The 17,609-nt window shown below is 71.8% G+C and carries 22 protein-coding genes; all 22 read left to right on the top strand.

What is annotated here, in order from left to right:
- The first annotated feature begins 14 nt into the window (after positions 1–14).
- Positions 15–368, top strand: coding sequence for a hypothetical protein (locus tag PSQ21_RS17260; RefSeq protein ID WP_274031418.1), 354 nt, complete (start codon positions 15–17; stop codon positions 366–368).
- A gap of 56 nt (positions 369–424) precedes the next feature.
- On the top strand, positions 425–751 hold the full coding sequence (locus PSQ21_RS17255) for a hypothetical protein (protein WP_274031417.1): 327 nt from the start codon (positions 425–427) through the stop codon (positions 749–751).
- Between the two features lie 57 nt (positions 752–808).
- The gene (locus PSQ21_RS17250) at positions 809–1,453 is read left to right on the top strand and encodes a hypothetical protein (protein ID WP_274031416.1); all 645 of its coding nucleotides are present in this window, start codon (positions 809–811) and stop codon (positions 1,451–1,453) included.
- A gap of 57 nt (positions 1,454–1,510) precedes the next feature.
- Positions 1,511–1,933, top strand: a complete 423-nt coding sequence (locus PSQ21_RS17245; protein ID WP_274031415.1) for a hypothetical protein — start codon at positions 1,511–1,513, stop codon at positions 1,931–1,933.
- A 148-nt stretch (positions 1,934–2,081) separates the two neighbouring features.
- Positions 2,082–2,612, top strand: coding sequence for a helix-turn-helix domain-containing protein (locus tag PSQ21_RS17240; RefSeq protein ID WP_274031413.1), 531 nt, complete (start codon positions 2,082–2,084; stop codon positions 2,610–2,612).
- 4 nt (positions 2,613–2,616) lie between these two features.
- The gene (locus PSQ21_RS17235) at positions 2,617–3,867 is read left to right on the top strand and encodes a PBSX family phage terminase large subunit (RefSeq protein WP_274031412.1); all 1,251 of its coding nucleotides are present in this window, start codon (positions 2,617–2,619) and stop codon (positions 3,865–3,867) included.
- The gene (locus PSQ21_RS17230) at positions 3,864–4,043 is read left to right on the top strand and encodes a hypothetical protein (RefSeq protein WP_274031411.1); all 180 of its coding nucleotides are present in this window, start codon (positions 3,864–3,866) and stop codon (positions 4,041–4,043) included. The genes PSQ21_RS17235 and PSQ21_RS17230 overlap by 4 nt, the downstream gene beginning before the upstream one ends.
- Positions 4,030–5,517, top strand: a complete 1,488-nt coding sequence (locus PSQ21_RS17225; protein WP_274031410.1) for a phage portal protein — start codon at positions 4,030–4,032, stop codon at positions 5,515–5,517. The genes PSQ21_RS17230 and PSQ21_RS17225 overlap by 14 nt, the downstream gene beginning before the upstream one ends.
- A gap of 35 nt (positions 5,518–5,552) precedes the next feature.
- Complete coding sequence (locus PSQ21_RS17220) at positions 5,553–7,763, top strand: phage minor capsid protein (RefSeq protein ID WP_274035805.1); 2,211 nt, start codon at positions 5,553–5,555, stop codon at positions 7,761–7,763.
- 10 nt (positions 7,764–7,773) lie between these two features.
- Complete coding sequence (locus PSQ21_RS17215; RefSeq protein ID WP_274031409.1) at positions 7,774–7,935, top strand: Rmf/CrpP fold protein; 162 nt, start codon at positions 7,774–7,776, stop codon at positions 7,933–7,935.
- A 105-nt stretch (positions 7,936–8,040) separates the two neighbouring features.
- Complete coding sequence (locus PSQ21_RS17210) at positions 8,041–8,790, top strand: hypothetical protein (protein WP_274031408.1); 750 nt, start codon at positions 8,041–8,043, stop codon at positions 8,788–8,790.
- 20 nt (positions 8,791–8,810) lie between these two features.
- Positions 8,811–9,773 carry a major capsid protein gene (locus tag PSQ21_RS17205; protein ID WP_274031407.1) on the top strand — a complete coding sequence of 321 codons (963 nt, stop codon included), beginning with the start codon at positions 8,811–8,813 and terminating at the stop codon, positions 9,771–9,773.
- Positions 9,774–9,775: 2 nt separating this feature from the next.
- Positions 9,776–10,177 (top strand): hypothetical protein, encoded by a 402-nt coding sequence (locus PSQ21_RS17200; RefSeq protein ID WP_274031406.1) that lies wholly within the window; start codon positions 9,776–9,778, stop codon positions 10,175–10,177.
- A 3-nt stretch (positions 10,178–10,180) separates the two neighbouring features.
- Positions 10,181–10,570, top strand: coding sequence for a hypothetical protein (locus PSQ21_RS17195; protein ID WP_274031405.1), 390 nt, complete (start codon positions 10,181–10,183; stop codon positions 10,568–10,570).
- Positions 10,567–10,887 carry a hypothetical protein gene (locus PSQ21_RS17190; RefSeq protein WP_337961673.1) on the top strand — a complete coding sequence of 107 codons (321 nt, stop codon included), beginning with the start codon at positions 10,567–10,569 and terminating at the stop codon, positions 10,885–10,887. Before PSQ21_RS17195 ends, PSQ21_RS17190 begins: the two co-directional genes overlap by 4 nt.
- On the top strand, positions 10,884–11,237 hold the full coding sequence (locus PSQ21_RS17185) for a hypothetical protein (protein ID WP_274031403.1): 354 nt from the start codon (positions 10,884–10,886) through the stop codon (positions 11,235–11,237). Before PSQ21_RS17190 ends, PSQ21_RS17185 begins: the two co-directional genes overlap by 4 nt.
- Entirely contained in the window at positions 11,230–11,643 is a 414-nt protein-coding gene (locus tag PSQ21_RS17180) for a minor capsid protein (protein WP_274031402.1), read from the top strand. Before PSQ21_RS17185 ends, PSQ21_RS17180 begins: the two co-directional genes overlap by 8 nt.
- 13 nt (positions 11,644–11,656) lie before the next feature.
- Positions 11,657–12,130, top strand: a complete 474-nt coding sequence (locus PSQ21_RS17175; protein WP_274031401.1) for a phage tail tube protein — start codon at positions 11,657–11,659, stop codon at positions 12,128–12,130.
- Entirely contained in the window at positions 12,091–12,606 is a 516-nt protein-coding gene (locus tag PSQ21_RS17170) for a hypothetical protein (protein ID WP_274031400.1), read from the top strand. Before PSQ21_RS17175 ends, PSQ21_RS17170 begins: the two co-directional genes overlap by 40 nt.
- 256 nt (positions 12,607–12,862) lie before the next feature.
- Positions 12,863–15,271, top strand: coding sequence for a phage tail tape measure protein (locus tag PSQ21_RS17165; protein ID WP_274031399.1), 2,409 nt, complete (start codon positions 12,863–12,865; stop codon positions 15,269–15,271).
- Positions 15,272–15,273: 2 nt separating this feature from the next.
- Positions 15,274–16,584: a phage distal tail protein gene (locus PSQ21_RS17160; protein ID WP_274031398.1), complete on the top strand. Its 1,311-nt coding sequence runs from the start codon at positions 15,274–15,276 to the stop codon at positions 16,582–16,584.
- A 13-nt stretch (positions 16,585–16,597) separates the two neighbouring features.
- A complete protein-coding gene (locus PSQ21_RS17155; RefSeq protein ID WP_274031397.1) occupies positions 16,598–17,599 on the top strand; it encodes a hypothetical protein in 1,002 nt (333 codons plus the stop codon).
- Positions 17,600–17,609 lie beyond the last annotated feature (10 nt).

Below are 17,609 nucleotides of genomic sequence, written 5' to 3'. Positions count from 1 at the left end.
CGAAGGGACACACGATGTTCGTCGAGTTCTTCCCCGTGGTCGTGACGGCGCTCCCCGCCGACGAGGATCACGCCCCCCTGCTGGTCGACCCCGCCGCCGCCCGCATCGTGCGCGCCGAGCAGGTTGTCGAGGGCGACACCGTCCTCGCGTCGTTCGTGGCGTACGGCGAGCGGATGCCCGCCGCCGACTACTTCAACGACCAGTACACCGCCCGCCCCAAGCCGTACGACCCGACGTGCGGGTGTGGGTCGTGCGCCACCATGACCGACCACGAGGGGCCCGTCGTCGACCTCGGCGACGACAACCCGTGGGACGTGTGCGACCCGTGGCCCGCCGCCGACCTGGTCCTGATCGTCCCCGCCGCCTGACACCGCCGAAGGGGCCCGCCCACCGAGGGCGGGCCCCGCCAAGGGAGACACCCCCAGTGGAGACCTACGCAGTGCGCGGCGCCGCCCTCAAGACCACGGGCCACTACCGCCGCCCCGGAACCCGAGACCTGTTCTGCGGTCGCCTCGCGGGCGGGCGTAACGGGATCTTCGCCGTGGTGCGCGGGTGGCGCCTGTGCAAGCGGTGCGTACGGGCCGAGGCCCGCGACCGCGCCGAGGCCGCCGCCGTCGCCGCCCAGTGGCGCACCGAGGCCCCGCAGCCCGAGCCGCGCCCCGCGCCCCTCACGGCCCCCGTGCGGCCCGTACAGCTCGCCCTCGACGGACTGCCCCACAAGCCCGAACAGGTCGCCCTGTTCGCCGCCTGACCGCCTCGCCCGCCCTCGCCCGAGGGCGGGCCCGACCACCGACAGGAGCACCACCACATGAGCACCAACGACCCCGAGCCCGAGGCGTCCGTCGAGCAGCAGGCCGCCGCACTGCGCCGCTACGCCGCCGAGCGCGGCATCGAGGCCCGGCCCGCGCCCGACGCCCGCGAACTGCTCGACCGGCTGCTCGACGGCCGCCCGCAGCTCGCCGCCCTCGCCCTCAACCTGCTGACCGCCGCCGTCGAGTCGGGAGCGGTCGTCACCGACAGCCGCCCCCTGTCCTCGCTCGACATCGTGAGCACGCTCCGCCGGGGCCGCCGGTCGCAGATGCTCGCCGAGCGCGCCGCCATGATCGAGCGGGAGTTCCCCGCCGAGTTGGGCCCCATGGCGCACGCCCTCGCCCAGCTCGCCGAGACCCGCAGCGCGGGCGAGAAGGCGATCGAGTCGACGCCGGTCATGATCCGTCGGGCCAAGGCCGAGGGCATGAAACCGGCGGACATCGCGCGGCTGCTCAAGGTGTCCGACTCGCACGTCTACGCCATGTTGCGCAAGGAGCCCGACGGGACGACAACCGCGGTTGAGCGGTTCCTCGCCGACATGCTCGGCACGTTCGAGGAGCACGAGCGCGAGACCAGGGCCGCCCGCCGCCGGACCGCCGAGGCGCACGGCGTCGAGCCGGACCCGGACGACGAAGACCAGTAAGAACCCACGCGGGCCCGCCGGCGCCTCACACGCCGAACGGGCCCGACTACCGACACGATGGGAGCGACCCCCACCATGGGCAACAACAACTCTACCGACCGCCGACCGGCCAAGAAGTCGGGCCCGCCCGCAGCCGGCGACCGGCCGTCACTGCGCATCGACGACGAACTCGCCGCCGACCTCGCCGAGATCATGCGCGTGCACCCCACGTTCGCCGACGCCGTCCGACGGGCCGTCGGACAGCTCGCCACGCAGTACCGCACGGCATGGGCGAACAACGTGTGCCCGTCGGACACCGCGCCGGTACTGCTCGCCTACCAGCTGACCAACCCGGCGACACTGCGTCGGACACCGCCGGTCGCCCGGCGGATGCCCCCGCCGCCGCCCAGCGAGCAGCTGCGCCCCGTGTTCTCCGAGACGCTGCTCGGCGGTACGCCGCCGCCCGCGCGTCCGGACGCGCAGCGCCCCGCGCGCACGTGACCGTTCCAGGTTGCGCCGTTATCGGTTCGTGACCTAAAGTCGGGACCGACCTCGGCGTGCCCGGAAACGGACGCCCCACCCGAACGCCCCGCCGCTCCCCACCCCAGCGGCGGGGCGTTCGCATGTCCGGGCGAGGAGGTGGCCGCGCGTGGCTCGACCCATCGACGACGACGACCGCGAGCAGGTGCGCACCCTTCACGCCCAGGGCAAGGGCCGGAACCACATCGCGAAGGCGATCCGCCGGTCGCCCTCGACCGTGTCCAAGATCGCCGCCGGGTTCGAGCCCCCGCTCACCTTCGACCGCGCGGGCGAGGTCGCCGTCGCCACCGAGGTACGCCGGGCCGACCTCGCGTCGCGCCGGACCGCCCTCGCCCTCACCCTGCAATCCGACGCCGAGCAGCTGCGCGCGCAGCTGTGGGAGCCGTGCACCATCGGGGCGTTCGGCGGTAAGGACAACGTCTGGAACGACACCAGGCTCGACCGGCCCACCTTCCAGGACCAACGCGCCATCCTCGCGGCGACCGGCACGGCGATTGAGAAGTCGCTCAAGCTCGCGCCGGTCGAGGGCGGCGAGGGCGTCGAGCAGGTCAAAAGCATGTTGGGAGCCCTCGGCGACGCCTTGACGCGCGCAGCCGGCGACGACGACGCCGACGAGGACGGGGGCGCCGACGGGGGGTGAGCCGGTGCTCGACCTCGACCGTCTGCCCCTCTCCCGTAAGCAGCTGCGCAGCATCGGACAGGCCACACGCCGTATCAACGTGTGGCACGGCAGCGTTCGGAGCGGGAAGACCATCGCGAGCCTGCTCGCGTTCGTGATCGCCGTCGCCGGGGCGGGCCCGTCCGGCCTGATCATCATCTGTGGCCGGTCGCTCCAGACCATCGAACGGAACTGCCTCGAACCCCTACAGGACCGCGCCTTGTTCGGTCCCCTCGCCCGGCACATCGTGCACACCCGCGGGGCGACCACGGCGACGATCCTCGGCCGCACCGTCCACCTGATCGGCGCCGCCGACGCCCGCGCCGAGGGCCGCCTACGTGGCTTGACGGCACAACTGGCGTACGTGGACGAGGGAACCCTCTTGCCCGAGGGCTTTTTCGTGCAGCTGCTCGCCCGCTTGTCCGTACCGGGCGCGCGCCTGTACCTGACCACGAACCCCGACTCGCCCCGGCACTGGCTCAAGACCGGCTATCTCGACCGCGCCGCCGACCTCGACCTCGCGTCGTGGCACTTCAAGCTGTCCGACAACCCCTCACTAAGTGCCGAGTACGTCGCGAGCCTCGCCGCCGAGTACGTCGGACTGTGGCGCCGCCGGATGATCGACGGCGCGTGGGTCGTCGCCGAGGGCGCCATCTACGACATGTGGGACGAGGCGCGCCACGTCGTCACCCAGCTGCCGGACATGCGCCGGTACTGGTGCGGCATCGACTACGGCACCACGAACCCCACAAGCGCGATCCTGCTCGGCGAGGGCGTCGACAACCGGCTGTACGTCGCCGCCGAGTGGCGGCACGACTCCCGCGCCACCCACCGCAGCATGACCGACGCGCAGTACAGCACCGCGATTCGGGCATGGCTCGACGGCCTCGACATCGTCCCCGAGTGGACGTTCATCGACCCGAGCGCCGCCTCTTTCTCAACCCAGATGTGGCAGGACGGACACCCCGGCCTCGCCCGCGCCTCGAACGAGGTCGCCGACGGCATCCGCAGCGTGTCGAGCCTGCTCGCCGCCGACCGGCTGCTCGTACACGAGTCGTGCGAGGGACTGCTCGACGAACTGCCCGGCTACAGCTGGAACCCCAAGGCCACCGAGCGCGGAGAAGACGCGCCCCTCAAGGTGGACGACCACTCAGCCGACGCACTGCGCTACGCCGTCCACAGCACGGCGCACGAGTGGCGGCACCTGCTCACCGCGCCCAGGGAGGCCGCCCCGTGACCGCATCGTTCACCCTGCCCGTTCGGTTCTCCGTCGGCGAGCACACCGTCGAGGTAGGCGAACTCACCCTCGCCCCCGGCGAGCAGCTGCGCCCCGCCCTCGCCGCGATGTTCCGCGAGGCCGCCGACGCGATCGAGAACGGCACCGACGAAGGGGGCGACGATGGCACTCCCTGACCAGGGCGCAGCGTGGCCGCCCCCGGCGTGGGCCCCGCTGTACGACGCGATGCGCATCGACGACGCGTGGTACAGCGGCGACCGGCAGCGCCTCGCGCGCGTCTACACGAACCACAAGCGGCCGACCGAGCGCCGCCGGCTGTGGGGACGGAAGTCGTTCGAGCACCGCCTCGACCGGCGCGACAACCGCCTACACGTCCCCCTGCCCGGCGACATCGCGAGCACCAGCGCCGACCTGTTGTTCGCGGACATGCCGACGATCAAGGTCGAGGACATGGCGACACAGGACCGCCTCGACCTGCTGCTCGACGAGGGCCGCGCGCAACAGGTGTTCCTCGGCGCGGCCGAGCAGGCCGCCGCCTTGTCCGGGGTGTTTCTCCGGGTGACGTGGGACCGCGAGTTGACCGACCGGCCGCTGTTGACCGTCATGCAGCCCGACGGCGCGATCCCCGAGTTCCGGTTCGGCATGCTGCGCGCCGTGTCGTTCTGGCGCGAGCTGGACGGCTCGACCGAGGCGACCGTATGGCGGCATTTCGAGCGGCACGAGTCGGGCCGGATCATCCACGCCCTGTACCAGGGGAGCGGCGACAACGTGGGCCGCCGGGTGCCGCTCACCGAGCACCCCGACACGGCCGACCTGGTCGGCTCGCTCGACGCCGACGGCGAGGGCGACAGCATCGCGACCGGCATCCGTGACCTGACCGCCGCGTACGTCCCCAACATGCTGCCCAACCGGCTGCACCGCGGTTCCCCGCTCGGCCGCTCGGACTACGCCGCGCCGATCTACGACATGTTCGACAGCCTCGACGAGGTGTGGACATCGTGGATGCGCGATATCCGGCTCGCCCGCGCGCGGCTGATCATCCCCGATGGCTACATGCGCAACGACGGGCCGGGGCGCGGGGCGTCGTTCGACGACGACCGCGAGGTCTGGCACAGCTTGAAGATGCCGCCGAACGAGGGCGTGGGGATCACCCTCGCTCAGTTCGATATCCGGGTCGAGGAGCACCGCAGCAGCGCCGAGGCCATCATGAGGCAGGCCGCCCAGGCCGCCGGCTACTCGCCCCAGTCGTTCGGACTGGACGGCGAGGGACAGCCGGTCACCGCGACCGAGGTCGACAGCCGCGACCAGCGGAGCATGGTCACCCGGCGCAAGAAGGCCGGGTACTGGCGACACGGTGTCGCCGACATGTGTCACGTGCTCTTGCAGCTCGACGCGGCCCTGTTCGGGAGCCGCATCACGCCCGCGCGCCCGCGCGTGGAGTTCGGCGACGGGGTCGCCGAGAGCGAGCAGTCGACCGCGACCACGCTCGACCTGCTCAACCGCGCCGGGGCCGTGTCGACCTCGACCAAGGTCAAGATCCTGCACCCCGATTGGGACGACACGGCGGTACGGGCCGAGGTCGACGCGATCCTCGCCGAGACCGGAGCAGCCGCGCCCGACCCCGTCGGGAACTTCCCCATGGCCGCGTGACCGACGGGGGGTGAGCCGTGCCGATCCATCCGGGCATGGTCGAAGACCTCGCCGCCGGTACGCGCGACCTGTACGCGGACGCCGAGGCGCGGCTGTTGGGCATCATCGCCCGGCAGCTCGCCGACGGCCTCGACGCGCCGGGGTGGGTCGAGCGGAAGCTCGCCGCCGTCCAGGCCGTACGCCGCGCCTCACAGGCTGTGGTCGACGAGTTGGGCAAGGCCGTTTCCCTCGACGTGTTCGACGCCGTCGCCGACGCGTACAACACGGGGCACCGCGCCGCCGTCGCCGAGTTGGGCGCCCTGTCCGACGACGCGCGCCGCCTGGTCGACGACGTGACACCGAACGCACAGGCCGTCGACCGGCTCGCACAGGAAACGGTCGACCTGCTCACCGAGCGGCACCGCTCGATTCTGCGGACCGTCGAGGACGGGTACCGCGGCGTCGTCGCCGAGGTCACCGCTACGCCGCTACTGGGCACCGGCACCCGACGGCAGGCGACACAGGACGCCATGCGCCGGTTCGCCGACCAGGGCGTTACGTCGTTCCGCGACCGCTCCGGGCGCCGTTGGCAGCTCACCTCTTACGCGGAAATGGCCGTCCGGACATCCGTCGGCCGCGCCGCGACCGAGGCGCACACGCGCACCCTCGCCGAGGCCGGCGTCGACCTGGTCATCGTGTCCAACGCCCCGCGCGAGTGCCCGCTCTGCCGGGACTGGGAAGGCCGGGTACTGACCGTGGGCGGGCCCGACGGCGAGCGCACGGTCGAGGTCGAGCACGCCGTCGAGGACGGCCGCATGGTCCGCGTGAACGTCGCCGGATCGCTCGACCAGGCCCGCCGGGCAGGGCTGCAACACCCGAACTGTAGGCACAGCGTGTCGGCATACACCCCAGGTCTGACAGTGGCCGAGCGGGCCACCAGCGACCCCGCCGGGTACGAAGCGGGCCAGAGACAGCGGGCGATCGAGCGGAACATCAGGAAGTGGAAGAACCGCGAGGCCGCCGCCGTCACCCCCGAGGCGCAGCGCGCCGCCCGCGCGAAAACCCGCCAGTGGCAAGGGGCCATGCGCGACCACCTCGCCGCCCACCCCGACCTACGCCGGTTGCGGCACCGCGAGCAGCCGGGAGCCTCGAACCTCCCCGCACCGCGCACCGAAGCGACCCCGCAGCAGGTCGACGCCGCGCGAGTCTGGTCGGGCGACGACCGGTCGGTACGGGAGATGAGCGACGACCAGCTCGCCGCCGCCGAAGGCTCACGCCTGCTCGACGACCGCGCCCGCGCGAGGATCGCCGCCGAGGCCGACCGGCGCGACCTCGACGACCTGCTCGGCCGCGTACGGCCCGGCGGGCGCCTCGCCGACGACCTGCTCGCGTTCAGCGACACCGACCTCGCGCGGGCATACCCCCACCTCGACGACGGCGACACGCTGCGCGTCATGGCGGAGATGAACCGGCGCGACCTCGCCAGCCGGCTACCGGGCGTGCGCTCCGACCTGGTCGGCCTGTCCGACCACGACCTCGCCGCACGCGCGCGCGTCGCCCAGGGCGACGACCTCGCCGCCCTCGCCGCCGAGGCCGACCGGCGCGACCTGCTCGGCCGGTACTTCCCCGGCGGGAACCTCGCCGCAGACCTCGCGGACGTGGGCGACGACGCCCTCGCCTGGTGCATGCAATACGCCGACAGCGAGGAACTGCTCAGGATCGCCGCCGAGATGGACCGCCGCGACGCCGTCGCCCTACCGCCCCCGGCCGTCACCGGGAACGCGGTCGACGACCTGCTCGCCGACGGCGACGCCCTCGCCGAAGTGATGGACCCCGCACCGCCCCCGGACACGTGGGGGGCGCACGCCGAGGACGGCGAGGACAGGTTCTGGGCAGGCATCCGGGAGGCCGCCGAGAAGCTGTACGGCAAGGTCGCAGAGGTCGACGACGAGCGGCACCTCATCACCCGCCGCGAGGCCCGGCAGCTGTACGACGAGTACGTGTACCGGCAGTACCTCGCCGCCGAGGACGCCTGTAACGGCTACCTGCTCAACAAGAAGGCAGCCGCGGCGGGAATCAACCCGGCATCCTTGTTCAGCGGGCCCGCGCGCATCGCGTACGCCCGCGCCTCGGACGAACTCAAGGAGTGGTGGGCCGCCCATGGCCGGCTGACTCAAGCCGAGTTCGTCGAGCAGGTCACCGGCCGCGAACAGCGCTGGGCGTCCGGGGCCCGCAAGAACGAGACGGACCACCAGAACAAGCGGTGAAGGGGGACGCGTGGGCACACGCGAGGACATCACGCGGGCAGTCATCCAGGGAGCCGAGGCCGGGCGCCGAGGCGACGACGTGAGGACGTGCCCGCATCCGTCCGATTCCCTGCTCCGCACCGCGTGGATCAAGGGTTACGCCCGCGCCCGGCCGGTGGCCGACCAGGAGTAGCCCGAGCAAGTACCGACACCCCCAGGGGCCCGCCAGGAGCGGGCCCCTTTTGCATGCCCGAACGCGCCCGCCAGGAGCGGGCCCGACGCACCAGGAGTGCACCCCATGAACACGCGCACCCTCGCCCGCCGCCGCCTCGACGGCGCCGGTTGGGCCCACCCCTACGCGGTGAACCCGTTCTCTCCGATCCTGTACGCCGACGGCGGGCAGGGCACCGGCGAGGGCGGCGACGGCGGACAGGGCACCGGCCAGCAGGGCGACCCGAACGGCCAGCCGGGCGGGCAGGACCCGACCCAGCAGAAGCCCGCCGAGCCGCCGCAGCAGCAGCCGGCCGAGGGTGACGAAAAGACCCTCCCCGCGTGGGCACAGAAGGCCCTCAGCGACGCGCGCGCCGAGGCCGGTAAGGGCCGGATCACGGCGAAGCAGAAGGCCGCCGACGACGCCCGGACCGAGATCGCGCAGCAGATCGGGAAGGCCCTCGGCCTGGTCCAGGACGACGGCCCGCCGGACCCGGCGAAGCTGACCGAGCAGGTCGCCGACCTCTCCGGACAGCTGCGCGCCGCCCGCTCCGAACTCGCCGCGTACCGCGCCGCCGGGGCCGAGGGCGCCAACGCCGCGCGCCTGCTCAACTCCCGTTCCTTCGTGGACAAGCTCGCCGCCCTCGACCCGACGGCCGAGGGGTTCGCCGAGCAGCTGAAGAAGGCGATCACGGACGAGGTCGCCACCGACCCCGACCTGTACCGCGCCGCGCCCGCCGGGCCCCCGCGCGGCGGCGCCGAGTTCCAGGGCGCACCGACCGGCGACCGGAAGCCCGCCACCCTCACCGACGCAATCGCCGCCCGTCTGGGCGGCTGACACCCCAGGAGTAACCGCACATGGCCGTGACCCTCGCTCAGGCGAAGCTCAACACACAGGATGACATCGACCTGATGGTCATCGACGAATTCCGCAAGTCGTCGTGGCTGCTCGACAACCTGACGTTCGACGACGTGGTCAATCCGGCGGGGGGCGGGGCGACGCTCACGTACGGGTACACCCGGCTGATCACGCAGCCCACCGCCGCGTTCCGTGCGATCAACAGCGAGTACGAGAAGACCGAGGTCACGCGCCAGCGGTACACCACGGATCTCAAGGTTCTGGGCGGCGCGTTCCAGATCGACCGCGTCCTCGCCAACATGGGCCCGGCCGCGTCCGGTGAAGTCAGCCTCCAGATGTCGCAGAAGATCAAGGCGGCGAACGCGACGTTTTCCGACGCCGTGATCAACGGCGATTCGGCGGTCGACGCCGACAGCTTCGACGGCCTCGACAAGGCCCTCGCCGGGTCGAGTACCGAACTCAACCTCGGCACTGCGACCGGCTACGACTGGTCGGCCGTCAACTCCCAGGTGACCGGCATTGCCGCGCTCAAGCACCTGCGCCGGCTGTACGCCAAGCTGGACGGCGCGCCGACCGCGCTCCTGATGAACGCCGACGCCCTCGCGGCGCTGGAGACCATCGGCGACTTCGTGTCGCAGCTGGGCACCCTCGACGCGTTCGGCCGCACGATCACCACGTGGCGCGGCGTGCCGCTGGTCGACCTCGGCGCGAAGGCGGGCAGCAACGACCCCGTGATCCCGACCGACGCCGAGGCGGGCACCACGGACATCTACGCCGTGCGCCTCGGCCTCGACGGTTTCCACGGCATCAGCACCACGGGCGGCGCCCTGGTCCGTCAGTGGCTCCCGGACTTCACCAGCGCGGGCGCCGTCAAGACGGGCGAGGTCGAGATGGGGCCGGTGGGCGTCGCGCTCAAGGCGACCAAGGCCGCCGCCGTTCTCCGTGGCGTGAAGGTGGCGTGATCATGGCGACGCTTCACAGCCCCGTTGAGGGGTTCACGGGCGACGGCCCGGCCGGTCTCCGGTTCCGCAACGGCAAGGCCACCACGGACGACCCGGCGGTTATCGCGTACGCGCGCCGCCGGGGGTACGGCGTCGACAAGACGGCGCCGCCCCCGCCCGAGCCGGTCGAGCCGGTCGACCCGCGCGAGGTCGAGGTCGAGCAGGTCGGCACCGCGCTGCGCGATGCAGCGGTCGACCCGCGCCCGAGCGACACGGGCGCACCGTCCGGGGCCGGCGAGGCCAACCCGCACGGGCCCGAGTCCGTCGCCCCGGGCATCGCGACCGAGCCGGTCGACGCCCCCAAGCGCAAGCCGCGCCCGGCCGCCCGCCGCAAGACGGAGCAGGGCACGACCGACGGGGGGTGACCGGTGGGCCGCGTCTACGCCACCCCCGAGCAACTGGCCGCGTGGACCGGCACCCCGGCCCCGCCGAGTGCCGAGCGGCTGCTCGCGCGGGCGTCCGAGGACATCGACGACGCCCTACTCACCGCCGTGTACGGGACGGACGACCTCGGCATGCCGACCGACCCCGCCATCGTGTCGGCCCTCGCCGACGCCGTCTGCGCTCAGTGCGAGTACCAGCTCGCCACGGGCGACGACGGCACGGGCGCGGCGGGCCGGTGGGACGCCGTGAGCATCGGCCCCGTGTCCCTGTCCGGGCGCAAGGGCGGGCCCGCCACGGCGGGCGACGTGGACCTCGCGCCCCGCGCGCACCGCGCCCTGACGCGCGCCGGACTGCTGCCGGGGGTGATCTGGTGAACGTCCCCCGCTTCCTGCTGCGCCACCGGATCACGGTCGAGCCCTACCTCGGCGACAGCGCGTACGGACCGCAGTACGGCCCGGCCGTCGAGGACGTGCCCGCCCTGGTCTCGGCCGCCGTCCGGCAGGTACGCCGGGCCACCGACGGCCGCGAGGTCGTCAGCACCACGCAGGTGATCGCCGAGCCCGGCCTCGACAGCCCGCCCGGCTCCCGGATCACGCTCCCCGACGGCCGGACCACCACGGCGATCACGACCGCCCAGCACACCGCGCCGGGGCTCCCCGTTCCCGCGTGCACGGAGGTGAGTTGCGAGTGACCGCCCGTGCCCGCCTCACATGGAACGGCACCGCCGCACTGCGCGGCACCCGCACCGGGGCCGTACGCGGCCTACGGCTCGCCGCCGAGCACGTCCTCGAACGCTCCCGCCGCCGTGTGCCGATCGAAGAGGCAACCCTCGAACGGAGCGGGGTCGCCTCGGTCGACGAGAGCGCGCTCACCGCCGGCGTGTCCTACGACACCCCTTACGCGGTCAGGCAACACGAGAACCTGCACTACCGGCACGACGGGGGCCGGACCGCGAAGTACCTCGAAGGCCCCCTCACGGAGGAAGCCGGCGCCGTCGCCGCGATCATCGCCGCGCAGGTGCGGAGGTCGCTCCGTGGCTGACCTGCTCGACGGCCTCGCCCGCTACCTCGACGGCCTCGGCCTGGTCACCTACGACCCCACCGGCCGCACGGGTGACCTGTTCGTCGAGGCGATGCCGCCCGCGCCCGATGCCGCCGTGTCGCTCGCCCTGTACGACGGGCCCGCGCCCGAGGCGCGCGACGACGCCGAACAGCGGCGCCTACAGGTGCGCGTACGGGGCGGGCCCGACCCGCGTCTGTCCCGCGCCCGGTGTGAGGCCCTGTACCGCGCCGTACACGGCCTCGCGGGTGTGGAGTTGCCCGGTGGCCTGTGGCTCACCCTCGCCGCCGCGCGCGGCACCCCCGGCCCGATGGGGCCCGATTCCACCGGCCGACACGAGCACGTCGTCAATTTCGATCTTGACGTGTCCGGCCCCGCACTCACATAAGGAGAACACCCCGATGGCAGGCAACTCGCGCCCCATCGACGCCCGCGGCTGGATTTTCGAGGTCGAGGACGCCGAGGCCGGTACGGAAACATGGCTCCCGATCGCCGGTATCAACACGTTTACTCACAATCCGGGCGAGAACGAAGAGACGACCGAAACGACCGTGTTCGAGTCCGAGGGCATGTTTGAACAGGACGTTATGCAGCGCGGCGCGTCCCTCTCGATCGAGGGTCAGTACCGCATCGACAAGACGACCAAGGCCCAGGACCCCGGACAGGCGTACATCGACACCGTGTGGACGAACCGCCTCGGATTCGAGTCGCGCGGGCGCGTCCGGTGGCGTCACGAGTCACAGACTCAGTGGGTCGTGTGGGAGTCCACCGTCACGCCCGGCGAGCAGGGCGGGGGCAACAACGACAAGACCAGTTGGTCAGCCACGATCACGCGATGCGGGACGCCGACCACCGCCTCGGTGGTGAGCCCGTGACCGACCTCGACCTCGCCCTCGACCAGGACGACGAGCAGCACCTCGACGCCGCCGGTCTGGCCGACTTTGACGCGTTCTTCGCCGAGGAGTCCGCCACCCGGCCGCGCGAGCGGCTGACCCTGTTCGGGAGCACGTACACCCTGCCCGAGTCCCTGCCCCTGATGTTCACACTCCAGATGGAGCGCGTGCAGGAGTCCAGCGACCCCAACGACGTGCGGCGGATGCTCGCCACCCTGTACGGGGCCGATGTCCTCGACACGTGGGCGGAAGCGGGCATGACCGACCGGCAACTCGGCGTCGTGCTCATCTACTCGGCCGCCAACATCCGCAAGCCCGGCAGCTGCACCATGGCGCGCGCCGCCGAGCTGTACGAGCAGCAGGAAGCGGGAAAAGCCGCCGCGCCGAACAGGGCGGCGCGCCGGACGACCGCGAAGAAGAAGGGGAAGAAGGGGCGGAGTTCTGGCGCTCGGTCCTGATCAACTGGACCGCCGTCGAGGCTGACCTCGCCCGCGAGTACGGCCTCGCCGCCCATGACCTCGCCGCCCTGTCCACCCGCCGGTTCCTGGCCCTGATCTCTGGCCTGTCCGGCGACGCGCGGTTCGCCCGCGCCTGGTCGCGCACCCCCCGCAAGGTGACCGACCCCGCAGAGATCGCAGCTATCACCGGCATACCCGCCGCGTAACCGCACCACCGGCACCGCGCCGGATGACCCCCGACAGGAGGTGATCCGGCGTGTCCCTGACCGTCGGCGAACTCCTCGCCACGATCGTTGTCGATGACGGCCCCGCCGCCGCCGGAATGCGGCGCGCCGAGGCCGGTATGCGTGCAACCGGCGACACGATGATCGCCGACGCCAACCGCGCCGGTCAGCAGGCCGGGAACGCGATCGGCGACGGCATGGCCGACGGCGCAGACAGCGCCGCCGACCAGGGATCGAGCGCCCTCGCGGCGTTCGGTTGGGCCGCCGTCGGCGCGACGATCGGCGCGGCCCTCATGGCTGGAGTCGGCCAAGCCCTCGAACAGGGCAAGGTGCAGGGCAAGCTACAGGCCCAACTCGGCACCACGGGGCCGGTGGCCGCGAAGTACGGCAAGGTCGCCGGCGACCTGTACGCGGGCGCGATCGTCGACTCGGTCGAGGACGGCGCCGAGGTCATCAAGGGCATTGCCCAAAACGGCCTGCTGCCGCCCGAGGCGACACAGGCCCAGATACAGACCATGTCCAAGCGGGTCGCGGACACCGCGGCCGTGATGGGCGAGGACGTGGGGAAGGTGTCCCGCGCCGTCGGGACGATGCTCAAGACCGGCGTTGCGTCGTCTGCGGATGAGGCAATGGACGTTCTCGTAAAGGGAACGCAGAAGGGCGTCAATTCCGCCGAGGATTTGCTCGACACTTTCACCGAATATCCGACGCAGTTCCGCGACCTCGGCCTCGACGCCCAAACCGCGATGGGCCTTATGCAACAGGGGTTGCAGGGTGGCGCACGCGATGCGGACACCGTCGCGGACGCGCTGAAAGAATTCGCGATCCGCAGTAAGGACATGTCTGCGGGAAGTGTTGCGGCTTTCAAGGATATTGGCCTTAACGCCGATGTCATGGCCAAGACGTTCACTAAGGGCGGGCCCGAGGCCAGTAAGGCGCTCGGCGATGTCCTCCAGCGCATCAAGGCCATTGAGGACCCGGCCAAGAGGAACGCAACCGCTGTCGCGCTTTTCGGCACCAAGGCGGAAGACCTTCAAGGCGCGCTTTTCAAGCTCGACCCGTCCACCGCAGTAAAGGCACTCGGCGATGTCAAGGGCGCGACCGACAAGGCCGGAAACGCGATGCGGGACAATGCCGCGACCAAATTCGAGGCATTCAAGCGCGGCGCCATGCAAGCACTCGTCGGCGTCATGGGCGACTACGTCGTACCGGCCCTGGTCACCGGAGCCGAGTACGCGCTCAAGTTCGGCAAGGGCGTAGCCACGGCGGCCGGGTTCGTCTCCGACCACTCGACGGCCTTTACCGTCGCCGCCGGGCTGATCACGGCCTTTCTGCTCCCGACGCTGGTCGCCCTCGCCGCACAGGCGTGGGCCACCTCGACGGCGGTCGTCGCCGGGTGGATCGCCCAGGGCGCCGCCTCGGCGGGCGCGGTCGGCGCGTTCCTGGTCGCGAACGCGTCGATGCTCGCCGGCTGGATCGCCCAGGGTGCGGGGGCCGTCGCCGCCGCCGCCCGCGTGGTGGGGGCGTGGGTCCTCATGGGCACACAGTCGATGATTCAGGCCGCGCGGATGGCTGCGGCGTGGGTTCTCTCGATGGGCCCCGTGGGGCTCATCATCGCGGCCGTGGTCGCCCTGGTCGCGCTCATCGTCGCCAACTGGGACACCATCGTGAGCGCCACTGCTGCGGCGTGGGACTGGATCTGGGACAAGATCAAGTCCGTGGGTCAGTTCCTCCTCGACCTGTTCCTGAATTTCACGCTTGTCGGGATCATCATCAAGCATTGGGATTCGATCAAGTCGGGAACCGTTCGGGTTTGGAACGGAATTGTGGATTGGGTCAAGGGCCTGCCGCAAAAGCTGATCAACTTCTTTCTTAACTGGACGCTGCCCGGCCTGATCATCAAGCATTGGCAGTCCATCAAGGATGGAAGCGTTCGCAAGGCGACGGAACTCGTCAACTGGGTGCGCGGCCTGCCCGGCAGGATCGTTTCCGCCGTCGGCAGTCTCAAGGATCTGTTGTCGGACAAGGGGCGCGACTTGATTCGCGGCCTCTACAACGGCGTTCGCTCGATGGGCAGTTGGCTGAAAAACCAGCTGATTTCCTTTGCGAAAAACATGATTCCCGGACCGATCGCAAAGGCTCTGGGAATTCACTCGCCGTCGCGGGTCATGGCAAAGCAGGTCGGCCGGTGGATTCCCGCCGGTCTGGTCAAGGGAATCCAGAGCGGCGCGGGCGCGGTCGCCCGCACCATGCAAAACCTGGTCGAGCCCCCCGCCGTGCCCGCCCTCGCGGGCGCGGTCGTGCCCGGCTACGGCTCGCCGTTCGCCGCCGCGCCGTCGTCCGGCCCGACCGTACACGTCGAGCACTGGCACGCCGCTGAGAACGGCAGTCCGGACGACAACGCGCGGGCCCTCAACTGGCTTGCCAAGGCGAGGGGGTGACGATGGCTGTCGGCGACCAGGTCACCCGGCCCGGACACGTCCAGTACGGCGACCTGTTGCTCGGCCCCGGCACCCCCTACGGGTGGCGGACGCTCACGGGGTGGGAAGACCTCCCCGGGCTCGACTCCGGAACCGTCCCGCGCAGCGACGCGCACGGCGCGTTCCCCGGCGGCCTGCTCGCACAGGCCCGGACGATCGGCCTCGACGGGTTGGTCATCCGGGCCCCGCGCGCGTCCGTCGGCGCGGTCGTGGCGGCCCTCAACCGGGGCACGGTGCCGGTCGAGGACGAACTACCGCTCGTCGTGTGGATCGACGAACGCGGGCCCCTGCTCGTGTGGGCCCGCGCGACCCGCCGGGCGATACCCGCGAGCCTCGGCTACCGGCTCGGCACCATCGTGGGCGGCGCGGTCGAGTTCGTCGCGACCGACCCACGGCGGTACGGCCTGGTCGAGCAGGTCGCCCCCGCGACCCTGCCCGCGCCGGAAAGCGGCCTGATGTGGGACACCGACCCCGAGCAGGTTCTCGACGGCGAGCAGGCCGCCGGCGTCGGCGAACTCTGGCGCTGGTGGACGGACGGCGACCCCGCCCTCGCCGGCGACGGCGTCGGCACGGTGAGCGTTCACCCCCAGACAGATGGCGGTGAACTGGTCTGGTCGGCCGAGTCGAGCGACTACGGGTGGCCGGTGTCCGTCGGGGCCGAGGTCGCGTTCACGTCGGCGCTCGCCGCCGCCCAGGGGGCGACGATCGTCCTCCGGTGGTGGGACGCGTCCGGCGCGTACCTCGCCGACTCGACCGGCGACCAGGGCGACGGCACGTTCGCCGCGACGGCGCCCGCCGGGGCCGCGTGGGTGCAGCCGGTCGTACTGCTGCCCGCCGCTCTCCCCGCGCCGGTCCCGATCGGCACGTCGTCGCTGCTGATCGGCTCGCCGTCCGGCGGCCTGTCGTGGCCGCTCGACTTCGGCACCCCCGGCAGCACCGGCACGTTGTCGGTCGTCAACGCCGGGGACGCCGCGACCCATCCACTGATCGAGTTCCGGGGCCCGGTGGAACGGCCCTCGATCACCAACGTGGACACGGGCGACGTACTCGAATACGACCTACCGCTCGCCGCCGAGGACGTGCTCGCCGTCGACACCGCGGCGGGCACGGTCACGCTCAACACGACTGCCTCGCGGATCTACACCGCGACCGCGCGCTCGGTCCCCGAGCAGACATGGACTCTTCCGCCGGGCCCCTCGCAGCTGCAATTCCGCGCAGCGTCCGGCGACCCCGCCGCGACCGCGACCGTGCGGTACCGCCCGGCCTACTGGTAAGGAGACACCCCCCGTGACCGTGCGTTCCGCATGGCTGCTGCCCAAGGCGCAGACCCGTGAAGACACCCGCCTCGCCCCCGTGTCGCCCGTCGCGCACGAGTCCCCGATCAGGGTCCGCGACGGCGTCTTGCCGGGCGGCGACCCCTTCGCCGCGACCGGCGCCGCCGCAATGCAACTCCAGATAGGCGCCGGGCGCGCGTACGTACAGGGGACCGACGCCCAGGGCGCGTACCCGATCGCCAACGACGGGCCGGTCACCCTCACATTCACCGACGGCGACGCGCAGTTCGGCCGCATCGACACCGTGGCCGTGCGCGTGCTCGACGCCCTGTTCGACAGGGAAGGGCAGAACCTCGCCCGTATCGAGATCGTCGAGGGCGAGCCCGACGCGACCCCAACCGCGCCGACCCTGGAGCCGGCGAGTCTGCGCCTGTGGGACGTGACCGTACCCGCGGGCACCTCGGCGGGTGTGGGCGGCATCAACTGGGCGTCCGCCCTCGCCGACCGGCGGCGCTACACCACCGCCGCCGGGGGCATCATCCCGCGCGGGTGGGGCCTCGGCTTCAACGGCTCGTACGACGGCCAGTACCGCGACAACGGCAGCGTGCTGGAACGGTGGAACGCGACGGCCGGTGAATGGCAGACCTACCGGGCCCCGCGCCGGACCGAGTCGACCGCGACCGGGTTCGCCGTCTCCTCCAACTACACGCTGAACACCTTCGCCGCGCGCCGCAACCCCGACGCGGGCGTGTGCTCGTTCGTCGTCGAGGTCAGCCGCAAGGGCGCACAACTCAACGTGCCCGCAGGGGGCAACATCAACGACGAGACAATCGGCACCCTGCCGAGCGGGTGGCGCCCGAACATCGACGCCGACATATCCGTGTCCGACGGGTACGGCGAGGGGTCCGCCCGCCTGTCCACGTCCGGTGTGCTCACGCTGCGCACCTGGTCCGGGGGTGGCGCGCTGCGCAACGACCGGAACATCAGGGCGTCGTGCACGTTCCTGCTGCCGTGACGGGGGGTGC

Origin of the sequence: Streptomyces sp. MMBL 11-1 (assembly GCF_028622875.1) — a bacterium.
GTDB lineage: Bacteria > Actinomycetota > Actinomycetes > Streptomycetales > Streptomycetaceae > Streptomyces.
This window is presented reverse-complemented; position numbering and strand designations above follow the sequence as displayed.

Coding starts and splice junctions, on each gene's coding strand:
- PSQ21_RS17260 (WP_274031418.1), top strand. CDS start 15: ATGTTCGTCGAGTTCTTCCCCGTGGTCGTGACGGCGCTCCCCGCCGAC.
- PSQ21_RS17250 (WP_274031416.1), top strand. CDS start 809: ATGAGCACCAACGACCCCGAGCCCGAGGCGTCCGTCGAGCAGCAGGCC.
- PSQ21_RS17245 (WP_274031415.1), top strand. CDS start 1,511: ATGGGAGCGACCCCCACCATGGGCAACAACAACTCTACCGACCGCCGA.
- PSQ21_RS17225 (WP_274031410.1), top strand. CDS start 4,030: ATGGCACTCCCTGACCAGGGCGCAGCGTGGCCGCCCCCGGCGTGGGCC.
- PSQ21_RS17220 (WP_274035805.1), top strand. CDS start 5,553: ATGGTCGAAGACCTCGCCGCCGGTACGCGCGACCTGTACGCGGACGCC.
- PSQ21_RS17210 (WP_274031408.1), top strand. CDS start 8,041: ATGAACACGCGCACCCTCGCCCGCCGCCGCCTCGACGGCGCCGGTTGG.
- PSQ21_RS17205 (WP_274031407.1), top strand. CDS start 8,811: ATGGCCGTGACCCTCGCTCAGGCGAAGCTCAACACACAGGATGACATC.
- PSQ21_RS17200 (WP_274031406.1), top strand. CDS start 9,776: ATGGCGACGCTTCACAGCCCCGTTGAGGGGTTCACGGGCGACGGCCCG.
- PSQ21_RS17175 (WP_274031401.1), top strand. CDS start 11,657: ATGGCAGGCAACTCGCGCCCCATCGACGCCCGCGGCTGGATTTTCGAG.
- PSQ21_RS17170 (WP_274031400.1), top strand. CDS start 12,091: ATGCGGGACGCCGACCACCGCCTCGGTGGTGAGCCCGTGACCGACCTC.
- PSQ21_RS17160 (WP_274031398.1), top strand. CDS start 15,274: ATGGCTGTCGGCGACCAGGTCACCCGGCCCGGACACGTCCAGTACGGC.